The sequence below is a fragment of the Streptomyces sp. NPDC031426 genome (assembly GCF_055581585.1).
In genome coordinates, this window is record NZ_JBVIJE010000006.1 from 347,176 (window position 1) to 367,713 (window position 20,538).

At 71.2% G+C, this 20,538-nt stretch carries 17 protein-coding genes, 2 tRNA genes and 1 pseudogene; 11 read left to right on the forward strand and 9 right to left on the reverse strand.

The features are described 5' to 3' along the window. The first annotated feature begins 46 nt into the window (after positions 1-46). The 4 genes from ACZ5NH_RS14800 to ACZ5NH_RS14815 all read left to right on the forward strand — a co-directional run bounded on the left by ACZ5NH_RS14800 (position 47) and on the right by ACZ5NH_RS14815 (position 3,241). Positions 47-1,159 carry an SDR family oxidoreductase gene (locus ACZ5NH_RS14800; protein ID WP_468775286.1) on the forward strand — a complete coding sequence of 371 codons (1,113 nt, stop codon included), beginning with the start codon at positions 47-49 and terminating at the stop codon, positions 1,157-1,159. 129 nt (positions 1,160-1,288) lie between these two features. Further along, positions 1,289-1,747, forward strand: a complete 459-nt coding sequence (locus ACZ5NH_RS14805; RefSeq protein WP_468775288.1) for a molybdenum cofactor biosynthesis protein MoaE — start codon at positions 1,289-1,291, stop codon at positions 1,745-1,747. Positions 1,748-1,919: 172 nt separating this feature from the next. Continuing rightward, on the forward strand, positions 1,920-2,093 hold the full coding sequence (locus ACZ5NH_RS14810; RefSeq protein ID WP_385316635.1) for a hypothetical protein: 174 nt from the start codon (positions 1,920-1,922) through the stop codon (positions 2,091-2,093). Positions 2,094-2,143: 50 nt separating this feature from the next. After that, the gene (locus ACZ5NH_RS14815) at positions 2,144-3,241 is read left to right on the forward strand and encodes a YlbL family protein (RefSeq protein ID WP_468775291.1); all 1,098 of its coding nucleotides are present in this window, start codon (positions 2,144-2,146) and stop codon (positions 3,239-3,241) included. Positions 3,242-3,312: 71 nt separating this feature from the next. Here ACZ5NH_RS14815 and ACZ5NH_RS14820 read toward each other — a convergent pair whose 3' ends face one another. After that, complete coding sequence (locus ACZ5NH_RS14820) at positions 3,313-3,855, reverse strand: PPA1309 family protein (RefSeq protein ID WP_388620642.1); 543 nt, start codon at positions 3,853-3,855, stop codon at positions 3,313-3,315. A 164-nt stretch (positions 3,856-4,019) separates the two neighbouring features. Between ACZ5NH_RS14820 and ACZ5NH_RS14825 the strand changes: the two genes are divergently transcribed. The 4 genes from ACZ5NH_RS14825 to ACZ5NH_RS14840 all read left to right on the forward strand — a co-directional run bounded on the left by ACZ5NH_RS14825 (position 4,020) and on the right by ACZ5NH_RS14840 (position 9,225). Next, positions 4,020-6,956 carry a UPF0182 family membrane protein gene (locus tag ACZ5NH_RS14825; RefSeq protein WP_468775493.1) on the forward strand — a complete coding sequence of 979 codons (2,937 nt, stop codon included), beginning with the start codon at positions 4,020-4,022 and terminating at the stop codon, positions 6,954-6,956. Positions 6,957-6,997: 41 nt separating this feature from the next. Beyond that, positions 6,998-7,071: transfer RNA gene (locus tag ACZ5NH_RS14830), tRNA-Met, on the forward strand. A 203-nt stretch (positions 7,072-7,274) separates the two neighbouring features. Next, a complete protein-coding gene (locus ACZ5NH_RS14835; RefSeq protein ID WP_468775293.1) occupies positions 7,275-9,083 on the forward strand; it encodes a tetratricopeptide repeat protein in 1,809 nt (602 codons plus the stop codon). A 68-nt stretch (positions 9,084-9,151) separates the two neighbouring features. After that, positions 9,152-9,225, forward strand: a tRNA-Met gene (locus ACZ5NH_RS14840). Between the two features lie 131 nt (positions 9,226-9,356). Here ACZ5NH_RS14840 and ACZ5NH_RS14845 read toward each other — a convergent pair. Further along, on the reverse strand, positions 9,357-9,773 hold the full coding sequence (locus tag ACZ5NH_RS14845; protein ID WP_468775295.1) for a Fur family transcriptional regulator: 417 nt from the start codon (positions 9,771-9,773) through the stop codon (positions 9,357-9,359). 106 nt (positions 9,774-9,879) lie between these two features. On the opposite strand from ACZ5NH_RS14845, the pseudogene ACZ5NH_RS14850 reads away from it, so the two are divergent. Then, positions 9,880-10,751, forward strand: a pseudogene (locus tag ACZ5NH_RS14850) (catalase); the annotation flags it as partial. Between the two features lie 132 nt (positions 10,752-10,883). Here ACZ5NH_RS14850 and ACZ5NH_RS14855 read toward each other — a convergent pair. Together ACZ5NH_RS14855 and hisN are read right to left on the reverse strand one after the other, a co-directional pair. Next, on the reverse strand, positions 10,884-11,279 hold the full coding sequence (locus ACZ5NH_RS14855; RefSeq protein WP_451553384.1) for a CBS domain-containing protein: 396 nt from the start codon (positions 11,277-11,279) through the stop codon (positions 10,884-10,886). 149 nt (positions 11,280-11,428) lie between these two features. Beyond that, a complete protein-coding gene (gene hisN / locus ACZ5NH_RS14860) occupies positions 11,429-12,229 on the reverse strand; it encodes a histidinol-phosphatase (protein WP_468775297.1) in 801 nt (266 codons plus the stop codon). A 191-nt stretch (positions 12,230-12,420) separates the two neighbouring features. Here hisN and ACZ5NH_RS14865 point away from each other — a divergent pair, with 191 nt between their 5' ends. Further along, entirely contained in the window at positions 12,421-13,026 is a 606-nt protein-coding gene (locus ACZ5NH_RS14865; RefSeq protein WP_468775299.1) for a TetR/AcrR family transcriptional regulator, read from the forward strand. Between the two features lie 203 nt (positions 13,027-13,229). Here ACZ5NH_RS14865 and ACZ5NH_RS14870 read toward each other — a convergent pair whose 3' ends face one another. The 4 genes from ACZ5NH_RS14870 to ACZ5NH_RS14885 form a co-directional block, all read right to left on the reverse strand. Then, entirely contained in the window at positions 13,230-13,553 is a 324-nt protein-coding gene (locus ACZ5NH_RS14870) for a DMT family transporter (RefSeq protein ID WP_388620654.1), read from the reverse strand. Positions 13,554-13,640: 87 nt separating this feature from the next. Further along, entirely contained in the window at positions 13,641-14,651 is a 1,011-nt protein-coding gene (gene rsgA / locus ACZ5NH_RS14875) for a ribosome small subunit-dependent GTPase A (protein ID WP_468775301.1), read from the reverse strand. Positions 14,652-14,660: 9 nt separating this feature from the next. Next, complete coding sequence (gene aroA, locus ACZ5NH_RS14880; protein WP_468775303.1) at positions 14,661-15,977, reverse strand: 3-phosphoshikimate 1-carboxyvinyltransferase; 1,317 nt, start codon at positions 15,975-15,977, stop codon at positions 14,661-14,663. Between the two features lie 110 nt (positions 15,978-16,087). Then, entirely contained in the window at positions 16,088-16,810 is a 723-nt protein-coding gene (locus ACZ5NH_RS14885; RefSeq protein ID WP_388620660.1) for a M50 family metallopeptidase, read from the reverse strand. 155 nt (positions 16,811-16,965) lie between these two features. Between ACZ5NH_RS14885 and ACZ5NH_RS14890 the strand changes: the two genes are divergently transcribed. Further along, positions 16,966-17,769: an SMI1/KNR4 family protein gene (locus tag ACZ5NH_RS14890; RefSeq protein ID WP_468775305.1), complete on the forward strand. Its 804-nt coding sequence runs from the start codon at positions 16,966-16,968 to the stop codon at positions 17,767-17,769. Positions 17,770-17,883: 114 nt separating this feature from the next. On the opposite strand, the gene ACZ5NH_RS14895 is transcribed toward ACZ5NH_RS14890, so the two are convergent. After that, a complete protein-coding gene (locus ACZ5NH_RS14895; RefSeq protein WP_468775307.1) occupies positions 17,884-20,376 on the reverse strand; it encodes a peptidoglycan recognition protein family protein in 2,493 nt (830 codons plus the stop codon). Between the last annotated feature and the right edge of the window lie 162 nt (positions 20,377-20,538).

Genomic DNA, 20,538 nt, shown 5'->3' on the forward strand with positions numbered 1-20,538 from the left:
GCGCGTCACTTGCGCCCGTACCGAAGACAACCGCTGGAGACGCCCGGTGAGTTCCCCAGATCCGCAGGTTCGCGCAGCGCGAAACCCATCAACCTCTCCCGCCGTGCGCGGCCCCGTCGTCGCGGTCACCGGCGCCGCCGGCGGGGTCGGTGCCCTGCTCACCGAGCGGCTCGCCGCCTCCGAGGAGATCAAGCAGGTCATCGCCATCGACGAGCGGCGCGGGGAGTGCGCCGAGGCGCAGTGGCACATCCTGGACGTGCGCGACCCCGCCATCGCGGACAAGCTGCGGGGCGCCGACGTGGTCGTCCACCTCGCGCTCGACCTGGACCTGGAGACCGATCCGGCCGCTCGCACCGCTTACAACGTCCGGGGGACGCAGACCGTCCTGACGGCCGCGGCGGCGGCCGGCGTGCACCGGGTCGTGCTGTGCACCTCGGCGATGGTCTACGGCGCGCTGCCGGACAACGAGCTGCCCCTTTCGGAGGACGCCGAGCTGCGCGCGACCGCCGAGGCGACCGGCGTGGGGGACCTGCTGGAGATCGAGCGGCTGGCCCGGCGGGCGCCGCGGGCGCATCCGGGGCTGAACGTCACCGTGGTCCGGCCCGCCGTGCTGGTCGGGGGTACCGACACGGCGCTGACCCGCTATTTCGAGTCGCCGCGGCTGCTCGTCGTCGCCGGGTCGCGGCCCGCGTGGCAGTTCTGCCATGTCGAGGACCTGTGCAGTGCCCTGGAGTGCGCGGTCCTGGAGAAGGTCGACGGGGAGCTGGCCGTCGGCTGCGACGGGTGGCTGGAGCAGGAGGAGGTCGAGGAGCTGAGCGGGATCCGGCGGATGGAGCTGCCGTCGGCGGTGGCGCTGGGCGCGGCGGCCCGGCTGCACCGGATCGGGCTCACGCCGTCCCCCGCGGGGGACCTGGCCTACACGATGTACCCGTGGGTGGTCAGCGGGAGCCGGCTGCACGACGCCGGGTGGCGGCCGGGGTGGACCAACGAGGAGGTGCTCGCGGAGCTGCTGGAGGAGGTCTCCGGGCGGCACACGGTGGCCGGGCGGCGGCTGGGACGCAAGGACGCCACGGCCGCGGGGGCCGCGGGGGCGACGGTGGCGCTGCTCGGCGCGGCCGCTGTGGTCCGGCGGGCTCGGAAGGCCCGGCGGCGGGTCTGAGACCGGTGAGGCCGGGCGGGATGGGCTCCGTGCCCGCGGCCGAGTGGTACAAGCATCCAAAACGCCCCGCGCGCGTGCCTGGTGAATCTCGTATTCCCCGGTGTCACAGGCGTGCGGCACGATGGGGGCATGGCACACGTGAACGAGTACCCCGGTGAGCAGGCGGCACAGGATCCCATCAAGTTGATCGGTGTCCGGGAGACCGCGCTCTCCGTGGACGAGGTGTTCCAGGCCGTCGGGGACGCCGCGGCCGGCGGCATCGCCCTGTTCGTGGGGACGGTGCGGAACCACGACGGGGGTGCGGACGTGGACGCCCTCGGGTACTCCTGCCACCCCAGCGCCGAGGCCGAGATGCGGCGGATCGCCGAGAAGGTGGTGGCCGAGTACCCGGTGCGGGCGCTGGCCGCCGTGCACCGGGTGGGGGACCTGCGGGTCGGGGATCTCGCCGTGGTCGTCGGCGTCGCCTGTCCGCACCGGGCCGAGGCCTTCGACGCCTGCCGGAAGCTGATCGACGACCTCAAGCACGAAGTGCCCATCTGGAAGCACCAGAGGTTCTCCGACGGTACCGATGAATGGGTCGGCGCGTAACGCCGTCGTTGAGGGGTGGTGGTCGGGTGACGGGGCCTGCTGAGCTGGGTCACTCGGAGCACACGGGCTACCCCGTGTTGCGTAACCGGCACCCTCGCGTGAGCGTTGTCAGTGCGGATGGTTAATCTGCTGATCAGTCAGTTGCGGACGCTCATGGCGTTGGGAGGTCGGCATGGGGGCGCTTGTCTGGCTGCTCATTCCGCTGGTGGCCGCGGTCGGCGGCGGACTGTGGGGCAGTTGGGCCAATCGGACTCGTAAGGTGCGCGGTGACGGCCCGGAGCTGGACGGGTATGCCCGGTTCCGCGAGGCCATGGAGAGATCCCACACGGGTGCCGGCGGGGCGTGACTGGGGTGCCCTGACGGTGCGCTGACAGAGGCGTCCCGTACTGTCGTGGCATGCCACGCCGCACCGCGACGATGCTCGCCTCCACCCTGATGCTGATCGCGCTCCTGTGCGCGGGAGTGCTCATCCCCGTGCCGTACTCGGAGATGTCCCCCGGCCCGACCGTGAACACGCTCGGGGACCACGACGGCGAGCCGGTGCTGCAGATCACCGGGCACGACACGTACAAGACCAGCGGCAACCTGAACATGACAACCGTCCGGGTCACCAGCGCGGACTTCCGCATGAACCTGGTGGAGGCCGTCTACGGCTGGCTGGACCACGACACCAAGGTCGTCCCGCACGACACGCTGTACCCGAACGGGACGACCGAGGAGCAGTCCTCGCAGCAGAACGCCGAGGAGTTCAGCCAGTCCCAGGAGAGCGCCAAGGTCGCCGCCCTGAAGGAACTGGGCATCCCGGTGAAGTCCTGGGTGATCGTCTCCACCGTCGTCAAGGACTCGCCCGCCCAGGGCAGGCTGCACGCCGGTGACGTGATCAAGGCCGTCGACGGCACGGCCGTGAAGCAGCCCACCGACGTCGCCAAGCTCGTCACCCGGCACAAGCCCGGGCAGAAGGTCGTCTTCACCGTCGTCCCCGCCAAGGAGCAGGCCGCCGCCGAGAAGGCGCACAGGGCGGCGACGAGGACGCAGGACGTCACGATCACCACGGCCACCTCCAACGACAGCGGCGCCAAGCGGGCCGTCGTCGGCATCTCGGCCGGGACCGACCACACGTTCCCGTTCAGCATCGACATCAAGCTCGCTGACGTCGGCGGCCCCAGCGCCGGTCTGATGTTCGCCCTCGGCATCTACGACAAGCTGACCCCGGGCAGCCTGACCGGCGGCAAGTTCGTCGCGGGCACCGGCACCATCGACGACAACGGCACCGTCGGGCCGATCGGCGGCGTCGAGATGAAGACCGTCGGCGCGCGCGAGAAGGGCGCCCAGTACTTCCTGACGCCCGCCGACAACTGCGCGGCCGCCGCCACGGACACCCCGAGCGGGCTCACCCTGGTCAAGGTGAAGAACATCGGCGACGCGCTCGGCGCGCTGAAGGACATCCGCAGCGGGAACACCGCGGCCCTGCCCAAGTGCACCACCAAGGGCTGACCGGCCTGTGCCACGGCTGGGGGCGCCCCTGAGGCGGGGGCGCCCCCAGCGCCGTACCGAACCGGGCCGGATCAGTCCGCGAACGTCGCCGCCAGGGCCGCCGCCAGGCCGGGCACCAGGTCCGGGCCGGTCAGGACCTCCGTCGGGGAGTCCTTCTCGCGCAGCCGCAGCGCCGACTCGCGGCCGCCGTCGCGCAGCACCGCGACCGTCATGCGCACCTCCTGGCGCTCGGGGTGGTCGGCCACCCACTGGGCCAGCTTGGCCTCGCTCAGGTTCTTCGGCACCTGGGCCTCGGCTGACGGCGGCAGCATCAGGCGCTCCACCGAGAGCGCGCAGCCGGCCACGGCGTCCGGCCAGGCGATGGTGCCGAGGAACTCGTCCAGCGGCTTGCCGGACGGGATCTCGTCCTGCTCGATCGGGGTGAGACCGGCGGAGGCGGACTCGTCCTCAAGGCCCAGCTGGGCCGCGAGCGCGGGTTCCTGGGCCCGCAGCCGTGCGGTGTCGACAAGGGCGAAGAGGCGAGCGGGCTGGTCCCAGCCGAGGCCGGAGACGTACTCGTCGATCTCGAGTACGGCCCGGGTGAGCGGGCTCGCTGCCATGGGAGTGTTGGACATGGTCACAATCCTGCCTCGTTCCACACCGGAATCGGGAACCGAGGAACGCGTGAGTAAGTTGCATAGGTGTGGGTCCGCGATCACGGGGGGCCACGGCGGGTCCGCGAACACGAGGGCCTGACGGATCGACAGCGAACTTCGAGGTGCGCACCTTGGCTTTCCAGATGCCGGACCGCGGCGGAGGCCCGACGGGGCCGCGGATCAGAGCGGGACGACCGCCCCGGGGTGTCCGGACCCTGCTCATGACGCTGGGCGTCCTGGCCGTCCTCGGCATGGCGTTCACCATGTTCGCGGGCTTCTGGACGGACTGGCTGTGGTACCGGTCGGTGCACTACTCGTCCGTGTTCACGACCACGCTGTGGACCAAGATCGGTCTCTTCTTCGTCTTCGGTCTGCTGATGGCGGTCGCCGTGGGGGTCAACATCTGGCTCGCGCACCGCCTGCGGCCCCCGCTGAGCGCCATGTCCATGGAGCAGCAGAGCCTCGACCGCTACCGGATGGGCATCGCGCCGTACAAGAAGTGGCTGCTGCTCGCCGTCACCGCGCTCGTCGGGCTGATCGCCGGCGCCTCCGCCGCCGGCCAGTGGCGGACCTGGCTGATGTGGGTCAACGGCGTGCCCTTCCACCAGAAGGACCCCCAGTTCCACCTCGACATCTCCTTCTACGCCTTCGATCTGCCCTGGTACCGCTTTCTGCTCGGCTTCGGCTTCGCCGCCACCGTCCTGTGCCTGATCGCCGCCGCGCTCACGCACTATCTGTACGGCGGGCTGCGCGTCACCAGCCCCGGCGCGCGGGCCACCGCCGCCGCGACCGGGCACCTGTCGGTGCTGCTCGGGATCTTCGTCGCCCTCAAGGCGGTCGCCTACTGGCTCGACCGGTACGGCCTCGCGGTGAAGTCCAGCGACTTCAAGGCGACCGGCAACTGGACCGGCCTGCGCTACGTCGACGCCAACGCCTATCTGCCGGCGAAGACGATCCTGTTCTGCATCGCCGTCATCTGCGCGCTGCTGTTCTTCGCCACGCTGTGGCGGCGCACCTGGCAGCTGCCGGTCATCGGCTTCGGCCTGATGGTCCTCTCCGCGATCCTGATCGGCGGGCTGTACCCGGCGATCGTGCAGAAGTTCCAGGTCCAGCCCAACGAGCAGGCCAAGGAAGCCCCGTACGTCCAGAAGAACCTCAAGGCGACCCGCGAGGCGTACGGCATCGACGACACCAAGGTCACCGAGTACGCCGGCAAGTCCACGACCTCGGACACGACCAGGCTGCGCGGTGACGCGGACGACGCGGCGAGCATTCGGATCATGGACCCGAACATCGTCTCGCCGACGTTCCAGCAGGCGCAGCAGATGAAGAACTACTACGCCTTCCCGACCAATCTGGACGTCGACCGCTACCCCCCGCAGGACGGCAAGGATGCCAGGGACGCCAAGGAACAGGACACGGTCATCGGCCTGCGCGAGCTGAACCTGGACGGCGTCCCGAAGAACAACTGGATCAACGACCACTTCCGCTACACGCACGGCTACGGCGTGGTCGCCGCCAAGGGCACCGAGGCCGACGACCAGGGCCAGCCGGTCTTCACCGAGTCCAACCTGCCGTCGAAGGGTGACCTGGGCACGTACGAACAGCGCGTCTACTACGGCGAGAAGACCACCACGTACTCCATCGTCGGCGGACCGCAGAAGGAGGTCGACTACTCGGCGGACAACGGCGACGAGAAGACCTTCAGCTACACCGGCAACAGCGGCGTCAACCTCGACAATCCGATCAACCGGGCCGCGTACGCGGTGGCGTTCAACGAGCCGCAGATCCTCTACTCGGGCGCGATCGGCAAGGGCTCGCGGATCCTGTACAACCGTACGCCCAAGGAGCGCGTGGAGGCGGTCGCCCCCTGGCTGACCATCGACGGGGACGCCTATCCGGCGGTCGTGGACGGTCGTATCCAGTGGATCGTCGACGCGTACACGACGTCGAACGGCTACCCGTACTCCTCGCGTACGACCCTGGGCGACACGACGGCCGACTCGCTGACCGCCGCCAACAACAACCGTGCGGTGGTGGCCCAGCAGAACCAGGTCAACTACATCCGCAACTCGGTGAAGGCGACCGTCGACGCGTACACCGGCGAGGTCAAGCTGTACCAGTGGGACAGCCAGGACCCCGTGCTGAAGACCTGGATGAAGGCGTTCCCGGGCACGGTGCAGCCGAAGAGCACCATCTCCAAGGACCTGCTGGCCCATCTGCGTTATCCGCAGGACCTGTTCAAGGTCCAGCGCGAGCTGCTCAGCCGCTACCACGTGACCGACGCGCAGACGTTCCTCACCGGAAGCGAGGTCTGGCAGGTGCCCGACGACCCGACCAACGACTCGGGCAGCGCGGTGCCGCCGTACTACCTGAGCATGAAGATGCCGGACCAGAGCAGGCAGTCGTTCTCGCTGACGACGACGTTCACGCCGAACGGACGTGACAACCTCAGCGCGTTCATGGCGGTCGACTCCGACCCGGGCACCAGTGAATACGGCAAGATCAGAATCCTGAAACTGCCGACCAGCACGACGGCCGACGGTCCCAAACAGGTGCAGAGCCAGTTCAACTCCCGGCCGGACATCGCGGAGACGATCAGCTTGCTCACCCGGGGACATTCCAAGGTGGAGTACGGCAATCTGCTGACCGTGCCGCTCGACGGCGGACTGTTGTACGCGGAGCCGGTCTACGTCCTCGGCGGTAAGCTCAAGTACCCGTTGCTGGGCAAGGTTCTGGTCACCTACAACGGCAAGACGGCCTTCGAGAACACCCTGGACGAGGCGCTGAACAAGGTGTTCGGGGTGCAGGGTTCGACCACCCCGCCCGACACCGGCACCCCCAATCCCCCCACGTCGGCCAACCCGACCGTCCAACAGGCCCTGAGCGACGCCCAGAAGGCGTACGACGCCGGACAGAAGGCCCTGCAGGGGCCGAGCGGACCGGACTGGACCGCGTACGCCAAGGCCCAGAAGGACCTGAAGGACGCGCTGCAGCGGGCCCGGGAGGCGGAGGCCAAGGCAGGTCAGTCCGGCGGTGGCAAGAACGCCGACAAGAGCACCGGCAAAAAGGGCACTTGATCAAGGGCGCCCCACGTCGTGGTACGGTTGACAGGCAACGGCGCGGGGTGGAGCAGCTCGGTAGCTCGCTGGGCTCATAACCCAGAGGTCGCAGGTTCAAATCCTGTCCCCGCTACTGCAGTCGAAGGCCCGGATCCCAAGGATCCGGGCCTTCGTGGTGTGCGAACTCATGTGCTGAGGGGAGGGACGGCCGCGCCGCCGTGGGGAGTTGCGGGGTGTGTGTTTGACTTGTCGTCCTGTGGGCATGTCGACAAAACGCTGAAGTGACCTCACGGGCTGCGGTATACCGGGTGTACCCGGGGTGCAGGTGGTGCGACGATGGACGTTATGGGGGACAAGGCAACTCTGTTCGAGTCAGGGCGATTTGTGCAGCCTTCCGGTGAGGAACCGTCCCGTGACGAGATGACCGACACGGGGGACGCCGCCGAGGAGGTACGCCTCGGACTCGCCGCGCAGAGCGGCGACGCCGAGGCCGCCAGCGTCCTCGGAGCCATGCTGCTGCGCCGCGGCGACCTCGACGGAGCCGAAACCCATCTGCGAGCCGCCACCGCGGCCGGTGACCGGGCCGCCGCCAACAACCTGGGTGTCCTGCTGCACCAGCGCGGCTACCCCGAGGAGGCCGCCGGCTGGTGGCGCATCGCCGCCGTCGCCGGTTCCGCGGCCGCCGCGCACGCCCTGGGCCGCTACCACCGTGAGCGCGGGGACGAGCCCGCCGCCGAGTACTGGCTGCGCCAGTCCGCCGAGCAGGGCCATGTCCTCGGCGCCTACGCGCTCGCCGACCTGCTGGAGCACCGCGGGGACGTGGGCGCCGAGCACTGGATGCGGGCCGCGGCCGAGCGGGGGCACCGGGAGGCCGCCTACCGGCTGGCGCGCGCGCTCGACACGGCCGGGCGTGAGGACGAGGCCGGGGCCGACAACGCTGTCGCCGAGGCCGAGCAGTGGTACCGGCAGGCCGCCGCGCGCGGCCACCGGCGGGCCGCGCTGCACCTCGGGGCGATCCTGGAGAAGCGCGGGGATCTGAAGGAGGCCGGGCGCTGGTACCTGACCTCCGCCAAGGACGGCGAGGCCCGCGCCGCCTGCGCGCTCGGCTTTCTGCTGCGCGACGCCGGGGACACCGAGAGCGCGGCCGTGTGGTGGCTGCGCGCGGCCCAGGAGGGCGACGGCAACGCGGCCAACGCCCTCGGCGCACTGCACGCCGAGCGCGGCGAGACCCAGACCGCCGAGCGCTGGTACCGGGCGGCGCTGGACGCCGGTGACGACAACGGCGCCTACAACCTCGGGCTGCTCTGCGCCGAGCAGGGGCGGACCGCGCAGGCCGAGCAGTGGTACCGGCGGGCCGCCTACGCCGGGCACCGGGAGGCCGCCAACGCCCTGGCCATCCTGCTGCTCCAGGGCGGCGACACCACCGGCGCCGAGCCGTGGTTCTCCAAGGCCGCCGAGGCCGGCAGCGTGGACGCCGCGTTCAACCTCGGCATCCTCTACGCCGGACGCGGCGAGGAGGCCATGGCGCTGCGCTGGTACGAGCGGGCGGCCGCCGCCGGGCACACCGAGGCCGCGCTCCAGGTCGGGATCGCCCGGCTGCGCGCGGGCGAGGAGCAGGAGGCCGAGCGGCATCTGCGGTGCGCGGCGGGCGGGGGCAGCGCGGAGGCGGCGTACCGGCTGGCCGCGCTGCTCGACGCGCGGCGGCCGCCGGAGCCGGCGCACGAGCTGGGCGAGATCGTGCACGAGAAGACCGAGTGCGAGGAGTGGTACGAGCGGGCGGCGACCCAGGGGCACCGGCGGGCGCAGGTGCGGGTCGGGATGCTCGCGGCGGCCCGGGGTGACGTGGTCGAGGCGGCGCGCTGGTACCGGGCGGCGGCGGAGGCCGGGTCGCGCAACGGCGCCTTCAACCTCGGGCTGCTGCTCGCGCGGGAGGGGAGCGAGCCGGAGGCCGCGGTGTGGTGGACGCGAGCGGCTGACGCCGGGCACGGCCGGGCGGCGCTGCGGCTGGCCCTGGTCTACGCGCGTCGGGGGGAGCTGGCGGAGGGCCAGCGGTGGGCCGACCGGGCGGTCGAGCTGGGGCCGGCGGAGGTTTCGGAGCGGGCGGGGCGGTTGCGGGATGCGCTGCGGGAGGAGCTCTCGGCGTGAGCCCGGCCACGTCCCCGGTAACTGATTTGCTTCCGTCGACCTCCCTCACGTAATGTCGTGTTCACCGACGCGGGGTGGAGCAGCTCGGTAGCTCGCTGGGCTCATAACCCAGAGGTCGCAGGTTCAAATCCTGTCCCCGCTACTGAAGGCCGAGGGCCGGAATCCAGGATGGATTCCGGCCCTCTGTCGTATCCGGGAGATCCGGGAGATCCAGGAGTTCGAGCGCGCAGGGCAGAAAAAAGAGGGGGCTTGCGCCCCCTCTCCAGCGTTCGCTCACGCCCGCGCGCAGTCCGGGCACAGCCCCCGGTACGTCACCTCGACATCCGACACCGTGAAGCCGAAACGCTCGGTGTCGGGGAGGTCGGCGAGCGGGTTGCCCGTGGGGTGGACGTCGCGGATCGCGCCGCAGTGGGCGCAGACCAGGTGCTGGTGCGGCCGGTGCGCGTTCGGGTCGTAGCGCTTGGCGCGTTTGTCCGTCGCGACTTCCAGCACCTCGCCGAGCGAGACCAGCTCACCCAGCGTGTTGTAGACGGTCGCCCGGGAGATCTCGGGCAGCTTCGCGACAGCCCGTGCGTGGACCTCGTCGGCCGTCAGATGGACGTGCTCGCCGTCGAGGACCTCGGCGACGACGCGCCGCTGCGCGGTCATCCGCCATCCGCGTCCACGCAGCCGTTCCAGAAGGTCGCTCATGGACCCAAGCCTAACAGCAAGGGGGACCAGGACGGGAATAGGTGTGATTTTGGATCGATCTTTGATTTAGAACCTGTCCAATGTGGATCGAGCGTGGCTTTGGCTCGCGCTGAAGTTCTCCATCGAGGAGGGCAACTGCGACCTCGTCGGCAACAACACCCCGGTCTTCTTCATCCGGGACGCGATCAAGTTCCCCGACTTCATCCACACCATCCCGGCGTCGTCCGCCACATGGACGGCTTCGGCTCGCACACGGAAGAGGCCGAGGTGCTCGCGGGCAAGGACCCCGACTCGCACCAGCGCGAGCTGCGTGAGGTGATCGAGCGCGGGGAGTTCCCGAGCTGGACCGTCGGCGTGCAGATCGTGCCGGCGACCGACGCAGGGACGTACCGCTTCAACCCGTTCGACCTGACCAAGGTGTGGCCGCACGCGGACTACCCGGTCATCGAGATCGGCAGGCTGGAGCTGAACCGCAACCCGCGGAACATCTTCGCCGAGGTCGAGCGGTCGATCTTCAGCCCCGCGCACTTCGTGCCGGGCATCGGCCCCTCGCCCGACAAGATGCTCCAGGGCCGCCTCTTCGGGTACGGCGACGCGCACCGCTACCGCGTCGGCATCAACGCCGACCACCTGCCGGTGAACCGTCCGCACGCCACCGAGGCGCGCACCAACTCCCCTGACGGCCACCTCTACGACGGCCGGCACGGCTCGGCGAAGAACTATGAGCCGAACGGCTTCGACCACGCGACACCGGCGCACGCCGAGGACGACGACTTCGTGCAGGCGGGCAACCTCTACCGGCCGATGTCGCAGGAGGAGCGGGACCGCCTGATCGCGAACCTGGCGGGTGCGGTCTCCCAGGTCTCGCGCGAGGACATCGTCGAGCGCGCCATCGGCAACTTCCGCAACGCCGACGCCGACGCCGGCTTCGGCTTCGGCAAGCGGCTGAAGGCGGCGGTGCAGGCGCTGCGCGGCTGAGTCGGTCGTACCGAGCCGGCCGTATTGAGTCGGAGACAACAGATCGGCGGCACGCCCGTGCCGCTGGGCCGGACCCCCTGGTGCTCGGGGTCCGGCCCGTTCCGCTGGGTCACGTGCCTGGCCCGGGACTGCTCAGAGCACCGCTGCGGGCTCGCGGGTCGGGGCCCAGCAGCGGATGATGTCGCGGACCGAGACGATGCCGGCCACCTCGCCGCGATCGAGGACGACCAGGTGCCGGAAGCCGCCGTGGGCCATGGCGCGTGCGGCCTGCTCCAGGGTCCAGGTCGGGGCGGCGAAGACGACGTCGGTGGTGGTGTGGGCGTGGGTGCGTTCCATGTCGGGGTTCTGGCCGAGGCCGACGGAGTTGAGGATGTCGCGTTCGGTGAGGATGCCGATGCCGCCGGCGTCCGGGTCGAGGACGACGGCGGCGCCGACCCGGCGTGCGGACATCAGGGCGGCTGCCTGGCGGAGGGTGTGGGCGGGGCCGACGGTGAGGATCACCGTGCTCATGGCGTCACGGACGAGCATGGATGGGGCCACCTCCTAGGAATCCAGTGGGTTAGTTCCTGGATTCACAAGTTCACAAGTGGGGGTGACTTCAGGGTGACAGGTAAAGGTGCGGTCAACAAGGGGGCGCGCAGCGCCAGTTGAGGGCGTATCGGGACTGCACCCGGGTCTCAGTGGCGCGGGTTGAGATACCCCAGCAACTCGTCGTGCAGCAGACCGTTGGACGCCGCCGCGTTCCCGCTGTGCGGGCCCGGGCGGCCGTCGAGGCCGGTGAAGCTGCCGCCGGCCTCCGTGACGACGATCGCGGGGGCGGCCATGTCCCAGAGCGACAGCTCCGGCTCCGCGCAGATGTCCACGGATCCCTCGGCGACCATCATGTACGGCCAGAAGTCGCCGTACGCGCGTGTGCGCCACACCTGGCGGGTGAGATCGAGGAAGCCGTCGAGGCGGCCCTGTTCCTCCCAGCCGGAGAGGGAGGAGTAGGCGAAGGACGCGTCCGCGAGCTTGCCGACGGCGGAGACGTGGATGCGGGTCGCGGAGGTCAGGCTGCGGCCGGTGAAGGCCCCGTGGTCCTTGGCGGCCCACCAGCGGCGGCCGAGGGCGGGGGCGGAGACGACGCCGACGACGGGGTGGTAGCCGCCCTCGCCCGCCTCCATCAGCGCGATGAGGGTCGCCCATACGGGGACGCCGCGTACGTAGTTCTTGGTGCCGTCGATGGGGTCGATCACCCAGCGGCGGGGGCCGGAGCCCTCGACGCCGTACTCCTCGCCGAGGACCGAGTCTCTCGGGCGTGCGCGCTGGAGGTGGTTGCGGATGAGTTCCTCCGCCGCCTGGTCCGCTTCGCTCACCGGGGTCATGTCCGGCTTGGTCTCCACCTTCAGGTCGAGGGCCTTGAAGCGGTCCATGGTGGTGGCGTCGGCGGCGTCCGCGAGGACGTGGGCCAGGCGTAGATCGTCGAGGTAGTCCGGCATGTGACGAACGCTATCTGCCGGGGTCGGTACGGGGCTACCAGGGGACGGGGCGGTGTCGGGGGCTTGTGGTGCCGGTGGGGCCGTGGTGACGGGCGCGTCGGTCCACCGGCCCGTACTGCCGCGAACCCTTGACAGTGCATACAAGCGCGTCAAATCTGGGCGCAGAGCCGCTCTGACCCAGGGAGGCGATGATGCCTGCTGCCCGGGAGTCCCTACTGGACGCCGCCCATACGGCGCTCGCGCGCCGGCCGTGGTCCGCGGTGCGGATGGTCGACGTGGCAGCGGCGGCGGGCGTGTCCCGGCAGACCCTGTACAACGAGTTCGGGAGCAAGGACGGGCTGGCGCGGGCGCTGGTGCGGCGGGAGGCCGACGGGTACCTCGCCGGAGTCGAGCGGGCGCTCGCCGGGCCGGGCGAGCCGAGAGAACGGCTCACCGCCGTCGCCGAGTGGACGCGCTCCGCCGCGCGGGACAACGAACTGGTACGGGCCATGCTCACCGGCTGCTGGAGCGAACGGCTGCCCACGCCGCCGCTCGCCGCCGTGCCGTCCTCCTCCTCGGTGCCGGCCCAGCGCCGCGCGGACGGGCCGCTGCCCACGCCCCGCGACTTCGTACGGATCGTGCGGGACCGCGCCGTCACCGCCCTGACCGGCCACGCCGCCACCCTGGCCGATCCCGCCGAGCTGACCCGCCCCTGCGAACTGGCCGTACGCCTCGCCCTGTCCTGCGTCGCGGCACCGCCGGGGGAGGGCGGCGTGGCGGAGCTGATCCAGGCGGTCGTCCCACGCCAGTTGGTGTGAGTCCGGGTCTCAGCAGGGGCCACGCCGGAAGTACCGGGCGCCGTACGGCCGGGCGTGGTCGCCGTGCTCGTGGGCGGCGTCGGACCGGTGCGCGGGGCCGCGCGCTCCGACAGCGTGCGCAGCCGCTCCAGGCCGGCCAGCACCTCGGCGCGATGGCCGGACTCCTTCATCCACCGGGGCAGTCGCGGGAGCATCGCGTGCCCTCAGTGCGCCGACCCCGACAACTGCAGCCCGATCACCCCGACGATGACCAGGCTGATCGAGACGATCTTCAGGGTGGAGACCAGGTCGCCGAGGAAGACCATGCCGTAGATCGCGGTCCCGGCCGCGCCGATGCCGGTCCACACGGCGTACGCGGGGCCCACGTCGAGCTTCTTCAGGGACAGGGTCAGCAGGCCGAAGCTGCCGAGGGCGAACGAGGCGAAGGCGACGGTCGGCCAGAGGCGGGTGAACCCGTGCGAGAGCTTCAGGCACACGGCGAAACCGGTCTCCAGCATCCCGGCCACGATGACCAGCAGCCACGCCATGTGCGGTCCTCCCGTTGATCCGGATCTCCGGCTCGGTGCGATTATGCACTTACCGAACCCGGGCCCCGGCAAACAACGCAGGGCGGCTCAGTCGCCTTCCTTGCGCTCCCGCGTGGCCAGCAGGCGGCGCAGCGAGTACAGGCGCGCCGGGTCCGCGTGGCCGTCCGCGACCCAGGTGTCCAGCGCGCAGTCCGGCTCGTCGTGGCTGCACGCGCGCGGGCAGCCCTCCGTGCCGGGTTCGAGATCCGGGAAGGCGTGGATGACACGGGACGGGTCGATGTGGGCCAGGCCGAAGGAGCGCACGCCCGGGGTGTCGATGACCCAGCCGTCCACATCGGTCAGGGGCAGGGCGAGGGCCGACGTCGTGGTGTGGCGGCCGCGGCCCGTCACCGCGTTGACGTGTCCCGTCGAACGCCGGCGTTCCTGGGACACCAGCGCGTTGACCAGGGTCGTCTTGCCGACGCCCGAGTGGCCGACGAACGCCGTCACCCTGCCGTCCAGGTACTCCCGCACCCGGTCCGCGGCATCCCCGTCCTCCAGTTCCTCGCGGCTGGTGACGACGTGGGGGATGTCGAGGGCGCCGTACAGCTCCAGCAGCTTGTCCGGCGGGGCGAGGTCCGACTTGGTCATGACCAGCAGCGGCTCCAGGCCGCCGTCGAAGGCGGCGACCAGGCAGCGGTCGATCAGGCGGGGGCGCGGTTCCGGGTCGGCCAGGGCCGTGACGATCGCCAGCTGGTCGGCGTTGGCGACGACCACGCGCTCGAAGGGGTCGTCGTCATCGGCCGTGCGCCGCAGCACCGACGTGCGCTCCTCGATCCGCACGATCCGGGCGAGCGTGTCCTTCTTGCCGGACAGGTCGCCGACCAGGGCCACCCGGTCCCCGACCACCGCCGCCTTGCGGCCCAGCTCGCGGGCCTTCATCGCGAGCACGGTCCGGTCGTCGACCAGGCAGGTCAGCCGGCCGCGGTCGACCGTGAGGACCAGGCCCTCGGCGGCGTCCTCGTGCTTGGGCCGGATGTTCGTACGCGGCCGGGTGCCCCGGCGGCCGGGGCGGGTGCGGATGTCGTCCTCGTCGGTGTGCTTGCCGTAGCGGCGCATGGCGTGTCCCTACTGCCCGAGCATCCCGGTCCACAGCTCGGGGAAGTCCGGCAGCGTCTTCGCCGTGGTCGCCACGTTCTCGATCCGCACGCCCTCGACCGCCAGGCCGATGATCGCGCCGGCGGTCGCCATGCGGTGGTCCTCGTAGGTGTGGAAGACGCCGCCGTGCAGCGGGCGCGGGCGGATGTGCAGGCCGTCGGCGGTCTCGGTGACGTCACCGCCGAGCTCGTTGATCTCCTTGGTGAGCGCGGCCAGCCGGTCCGTCTCGTGCAGCCGCAGATGGGAAACGCCCCGCAGGGTCGAGGGGGAGTCCGCGAGGGCGGCGACGGCCGCGATGCCCGGCGTCAGCTCGCCGACGTCGCCGAGGTCCACGTCGATGCCGTGGATGGCGCCGGAACCGGTGAACACCAGCCCGAACTCGGTGAGTTCGCAGGAGCCGCCCATCTCGGTGAAGATCTCCCGCAGCCGGTCACCCGGCTGGGTGGTGCGCTCCGGCCAGTCCGGGATCAGCACCTTGCCGCTTGTCACCAGGGCCGCCGCCAGGAACGGCTGGGCGTTGGACAGGTCCGGTTCGATCGTCAGGTCCCGGCCGAGCAGCGCGCCCGGCGTCACCCGCCACACGTTCGGCTCGCCGCCCGACTCCGGGGTGTCCACCTGGGCGCCGACCGCGCGCAGCATGTCGACGGTCATCCGGATGTGGGGCATGGAAGGCAGGGTCGCGCCGGTGTGGCGGACCTCGACGCCCTGGTTGAAGCGGGGTCCGGACAGCAGCAGGGCGCTCACGAACTGGGAGGACGAGGAGGCGTCGATCGACACCGGGCCGCCGTCCAGGGCCCCGCCGCCGTGCACCGTGAGCGGCAGCGTGCCCCGGCCGTCGTCGTCGATCCGGGCGCCGAGCGCGCGCAGCGCGTCGATCACGCCGTGCAGGGGACGCTCGTACGACCGCGGGTCGCCGTCGAACCGGATGGGGCCGTCGGCCAGCGCGGCCACCGGCGGCAGGAAGCGCATCACCGTGCCGGCGTTGCCGACGTCGACCGTGGCCGGGCCGTGCAGCCCCGTCGGCAGCACCCGCCAGGCCTCGCCGGTGCCGTCGGGGCCGACCCCTTCCTCGATCTCCACGCCCATCGCGCGCAGGGCACCGGCCATCAGCAGGGTGTCGCGGGAGCGCAGCGGGCGGCGCAGCCAGCCGGGCTCGGAGGCGAGGGCGGCCAGCACCAGAGCGCGGTTGGTGACCGACTTGGACCCGGGCACGTGGACCGTCGCGTCGACGGCTCCGCTCGCGTGCGGGGCGGGCCAGAGGGCGGTGTGTGCGGGGTTAACGGTCATGCGCCCCACTTTAGTGGCTGGGGGCGGCCGGAGATCTCGATCAAAAGCGACGAAACCCCCGACGAGAGCCCGACGGGAGCCGTCGCCCGGGCGGTGTCCCTGCCCGGGGCTCACACCGCCAGCAGCCAGCGGCCGCCGCCGATCAGCGAGCACAGCGACACCGCGTGGAACAGGAACAGCCACAGCGCGGCCGGTACGTGGGTGAGCCGCGAGAGCTGGTCCGCGTCCGAGTCGCCCGCGCCGCCCCGCGACCGCTTCAGCTGCAGCTCGAACGGCGGCCGTACCCCGCCGAACAGCAGGAACCACACCACCGCGTACGCGAAGGCGGCCTGCACCTGGGGCCCGGCCAGCCAGGACACCAGCAGGAAGGCGCCCCCCGTCAGCACCACGGTCAGCACGCCGTACGCGTTGCGGATCATCACCAGCATCGCCACCAGCAGCGCCGTCGCGGCCCAGAGCAGCAGCGTGATGCGGCCCGCGGCCAGCAGGGCGGCGCCGCCGAGGCCCAGCAGCGAGGGGGCCGTGTACCCGGCGGCGGCCGTCAGGATCATGCCGAGCCCGTGCGGCTTGCCCCTGCTGACCGTGAGACCGCTGGTGTCGGAGTGCAGCCGGATGCCGGTGAGCTGCCGGCCGGTGAGCAGGGCGATCAGCCCGTGGCCGCCCTCGTGCGCGATGGTGATCGCGTTGCGGGATATCCGCCACACGGTGTGCGGGACCACCACGGCGAGCGCGGCCACCGAGGTGGCGAGCACCACCCACAGATCGGGATCGGGCTGGGTACCGGTGAGCCGGTCCCAGATGTCGGGCAGCGCGGTGGCGGCGAGGCTGTCCATAGGTCCGAGAGGCCCCCTGTTCTGGTGCGGAGTCTGGCAGTGTGGCACGTCTGTGCGGACGGTATCCGAGACGCCGACCTCGCAGCGATCGTTCCTGAGGTGCGGGCTCGTCGACAGCACGTCCGTTGTCAGTGCGGTGCGCTTCACTGCCCGCCATGGAGCTCACCCAAGCGACCGTCGATGACCTGCTGGCCCGACTCGGCCCGGGGGACGGCTACCTGTACCTGGGCGGCGACCTGGACCCGCAGGACCTGACCGACCTGCTCAGCGACAGGTACGGCGCCCCGCGCACCCTCGTCCTCGACGGCTTCACCGATCCGACGGTCGACGAGTCCGGGGGCGCGGCCCTCCTTGCCCCCTTCGAGGACCGGGCCGTGAAGATACGGGCGTGGGCGTACGGGGATCAGTGGGTCGGCACGGGTACGGTGCGCGACGCCGAGGGGGTCGAGCGGCCGGTGCTGGTGATCGCTCACAGGGAGATGCCAGAACCCTTGGCGGTCGCTCCGGGCGAGGACGAGGACGTCGACTGGATGGAGCGGCTCAGACGGATCACCGGCTGGACGCAGCCCGCCCAGCGGCCGGACGTGGACTGGGCGGAGGTGGAGTCGCGCCTGGGCACGGCGCTGCCCAGCGACTACAAGCGCATGGTCGAGACGTTCGGCAAGGGCGCCTTCGACGGATATCTGGGCCTGAACCAGGAGCCGTGGACGCATCTCAGGGAGGACGGGCTGCTGATCTGGGCGGGCACTGAGCACGAGGACCTGTACTGCTGGAGGGCCGAAGGCGACGACCCCGACCGCTGGCCCGTCGTGGTCCGGTCCTTCGATGGCGAGGACGTCTCCTTCGACTGCCGGGCCGCGGAGTTCGTCTGCCGCATCCTCATCGACCCGTACCACCGGTTCACGATGGCCCGCTATTTCGACACCCACTGGTTCATGAACTACCGGGAAAGCGTCTGACCGGCCCGAAAGCCGAAAAGGTCGCGGGTGGGCGCTCCCGGTGTCTCTGCTGACGCGCGTGCCCGCCGGCCCCGCCCAGCGGTGCGACCGTGGGCGGGACGGCGGGGGCGCTGGTCAGCCGATGGTGGCGATGCCGTCGGTGGTGACGGTCGGGCGGCCCGAGGTGCCGACCACGACGATCTTCAGGGTGTGTTTGGCGGAGCTGGACCACGCCTTCGTCCAGATCGCCTGTCGATACAGCGTGGTGGAGGACTTCAGGTCGACCTCGGTGACCTTGGTGCCGTCGACGTAGACGTACGCCTGGCCGGAGGTGGAGGCCCGCGAGACGATCCAGGCCACCGAGCGGCCGGTGAAGGTCCAGCTGATCGAGGCCCCGGTGGAGGAGGCGCTGTAGGAGTAGCCGCCCAGGTAGCTGGTGCTGCTCTTGTGCGTCCAGGTGCCGGTGCGGGTGGTGGAGGTCTCCTGGACGATGTTCGGCGTCCGGTAGACGGAGGCGCCGACGCTGTTGCCTGCCACGTCGTACGCCTTCAGCGCGAACAGGTCCGAGCTGCCGGGCTTGGCGGTGGTGTTCCAGGAAGTGGTGGTCGGGCCGAAGGAGGCGGAGGAGGGCGAGGTCGCGAGGACCTGGGCCAGCGCCGCGCTGTCGGCTGCCTTCCAGGTCACCGTGACCGGAACGGCTGTCGAACTCACCGTCCCCGTACGCGTCTTGACGTCGGGAGTGGTCGGGAAGGCGGGCGCGGTGGTGTCGCCGACCAGGGTGACCGAGCCGGACAGGGTGGTCGAGCCGCGGACGTGGGTGGCACGGACCTGGACCGTGTGGCTGCCGGCCGCGACCGAGATCGAGGCGGAGCGGGCGGAACCGGAGGCATGCGCCACGGCCTTGCCGTCGACCAGGACGTCGAAGCCGGAGATCACCTGGGACGGTGTGGCGGTCGTCCAGCTCACCGTTGCCGCGCCCTTGGTGTAGTAGCTCGTGCCGGACTTGGTCGCGCCGCCGGACATTCCGGTGACGGTGACGGCACCGACCGGGCCGGCCGCGTAGGAGCGGACCGTGCCCAGGGCGTTGTAGAGCTGGTTGCCGGGGCAGTCGGTGGCGTAACCGTTGCGGTGACCGGAGATGACGTCGAAGTTGTAGCTGTTGCCCAGGGTGAAGCCGTGGCTGTCGGAGGCGCCCTCGGGCAGGGAGGCGGAGTCGGTGCCCGGGTTCACCCCGCTCATGCCGAACTTCCAGGCGGCGATCCGGGCGATCGAGCCCAGCATCGCCTGCGTCGGCGCGGCCCCCGGGAAGGTGCTGGCCGTGGAGTCACCGCCGCTGAAGTCGGTGTACGTGCCGATGGCGGCCACGCCCATGCTGTTGGTGTTGAACCCGTAGGTCTGGGCGCCGACGACGGGCAGAGCCATCCCGCCGAAGCGGCCCTCGAAGATGGTGCCGCACTTGTCGACCAGGAAGTTGTAGCCGAGGTCGCGCCAGCCCTGGTTGAGGTGCTCGGCGTAGATGCCGCGCACGATCGCCGGAGAGTCGGAGCAGGAGTAGTTGTTCGTGGTGTCCGTGTGGTGGACGAACATCACCTTCACCGCCGACCCGTACAGCGGATAACCGGTCTCCCGGGCGCACTCGTCCGCGCCCCAGCCGGCCCGGGTGACCACGGTCGGCGGCGCCACCGTCGAGGTGGTCGTGGCCGGCATCGGGTCGGGCGGGACCGGCGATGCCGATGCGGAGGGGCTGGCCGAGGAGGCCGGGCAGGACGGGTACGCCTGGTCCATGGTCGGCAACTGGCTCGGCCAGGACGTCGCCGACGCGCTCGGCGAGGTGGAGCCGGAGGCGGAGGGCGAGGTGCTGGTGGACGGTGCGGCGGAGGTGGAGTCCGTGGCCGTGGGGGTGGCCGAGTCCGTCGCCGTCGCCGAGTCGGTCGGGGCGGCGCTGTCGGTGGCCGTCGCCGTGCCGGTCGCGGTGGCCGTGCCCGTCGGCGTGGTCGTGTCGGTGGCCGTGGCGGTATCGGTGGCCGTGGCGGTGTCGGTGGCCGTCGCGTCCATGGCGTAGCCGGCCGGGGCCATGCCGGAGCCCGTGGTGCCCGAGGCGGCCTTGCCCGGGTCGATCAGATCCACCCGCAGCCCGGCGGGCAGCGCGGCCGCGCGGTGCGCGCCGGCCGCGCGGACCTGGATGCCGTTCGACGGCCCCGCCCACATCGGCGACATCCCGCCCCGTACGCCGGGACGGTTCAGCTCGGCCGCGTCGGGGATGTCGTCCGGCTGCTGCATCTTCAGCCACTGGGTCCAGTGGCCGTCGGCGGCGGAACGGGTGCGTACCTCCACCGTGCCGCGCAGCGAGGTGTGCGCGCCGTTCCAGGTGACGCCCACCATGCTGAACGGGGCCGTGGACCGGGCGCCCAGAGTCTTGAGCGACGCGCTCGAACCGGTCAGCGGCAGCGAGTGCACATGCGTCCTGACCGGCCCCGCCGCCGACGCCCCGGAACCACCGCCCTGCCCGGCCGCCGCGACGGCTGCCACCGCCAGGCCGCCTCCCGCGACGACCGCTCCCAGCGCCACCCAGGCGCGCTTCTTCAGTCCGGACGGACGCGTTCGCCGGCCCCTGTATGCAGTTCTCATGCCCCACCTTGTGGAAACGTGGCATCCCTTGCCACACGTCGAACCCATGGGGACCGGATGACGTGGCCCGGCCGGCCCATGACCGGCGGGCCATTACATGATCCCCGAGAGATCCAGCGCATCACGCGTCACTTTCGTTTCTCGGACGGCTCGTCCTCCTTG

Excerpts from the sequence above, each read along its gene's own strand:
- ACZ5NH_RS14890 (WP_468775305.1), top strand. The coding sequence starts at position 16,966 with ATGGAGCTCACCCAAGCGACCGTCGATGACCTGCTGGCCCGACTCGGC.
- ACZ5NH_RS14885 (WP_388620660.1), bottom strand. The coding sequence starts at position 16,810 with ATGGACAGCCTCGCCGCCACCGCGCTGCCCGACATCTGGGACCGGCTC.
- ACZ5NH_RS14895 (WP_468775307.1), bottom strand. The coding sequence starts at position 20,376 with ATGAGAACTGCATACAGGGGCCGGCGAACGCGTCCGTCCGGACTGAAG.
- ACZ5NH_RS14815 (WP_468775291.1), top strand. The coding sequence starts at position 2,144 with ATGCCACGCCGCACCGCGACGATGCTCGCCTCCACCCTGATGCTGATC.
- rsgA (WP_468775301.1), bottom strand. The coding sequence starts at position 14,651 with ATGCGCCGCTACGGCAAGCACACCGACGAGGACGACATCCGCACCCGC.
- ACZ5NH_RS14820 (WP_388620642.1), bottom strand. The coding sequence starts at position 3,855 with ATGTCCAACACTCCCATGGCAGCGAGCCCGCTCACCCGGGCCGTACTC.
- ACZ5NH_RS14835 (WP_468775293.1), top strand. The coding sequence starts at position 7,275 with ATGGACGTTATGGGGGACAAGGCAACTCTGTTCGAGTCAGGGCGATTT.
- ACZ5NH_RS14805 (WP_468775288.1), top strand. The coding sequence starts at position 1,289 with ATGGCACACGTGAACGAGTACCCCGGTGAGCAGGCGGCACAGGATCCC.
- ACZ5NH_RS14870 (WP_388620654.1), bottom strand. The coding sequence starts at position 13,553 with ATGGCGTGGCTGCTGGTCATCGTGGCCGGGATGCTGGAGACCGGTTTC.
- ACZ5NH_RS14810 (WP_385316635.1), top strand. The coding sequence starts at position 1,920 with ATGGGGGCGCTTGTCTGGCTGCTCATTCCGCTGGTGGCCGCGGTCGGC.
- ACZ5NH_RS14825 (WP_468775493.1), top strand. The coding sequence starts at position 4,020 with ATGCCGGACCGCGGCGGAGGCCCGACGGGGCCGCGGATCAGAGCGGGA.
- ACZ5NH_RS14845 (WP_468775295.1), bottom strand. The coding sequence starts at position 9,773 with ATGAGCGACCTTCTGGAACGGCTGCGTGGACGCGGATGGCGGATGACC.
- ACZ5NH_RS14865 (WP_468775299.1), top strand. The coding sequence starts at position 12,421 with ATGCCTGCTGCCCGGGAGTCCCTACTGGACGCCGCCCATACGGCGCTC.
- ACZ5NH_RS14855 (WP_451553384.1), bottom strand. The coding sequence starts at position 11,279 with ATGCTCGTCCGTGACGCCATGAGCACGGTGATCCTCACCGTCGGCCCC.
- aroA (WP_468775303.1), bottom strand. The coding sequence starts at position 15,977 with ATGACCGTTAACCCCGCACACACCGCCCTCTGGCCCGCCCCGCACGCG.
- hisN (WP_468775297.1), bottom strand. The coding sequence starts at position 12,229 with ATGCCGGACTACCTCGACGATCTACGCCTGGCCCACGTCCTCGCGGAC.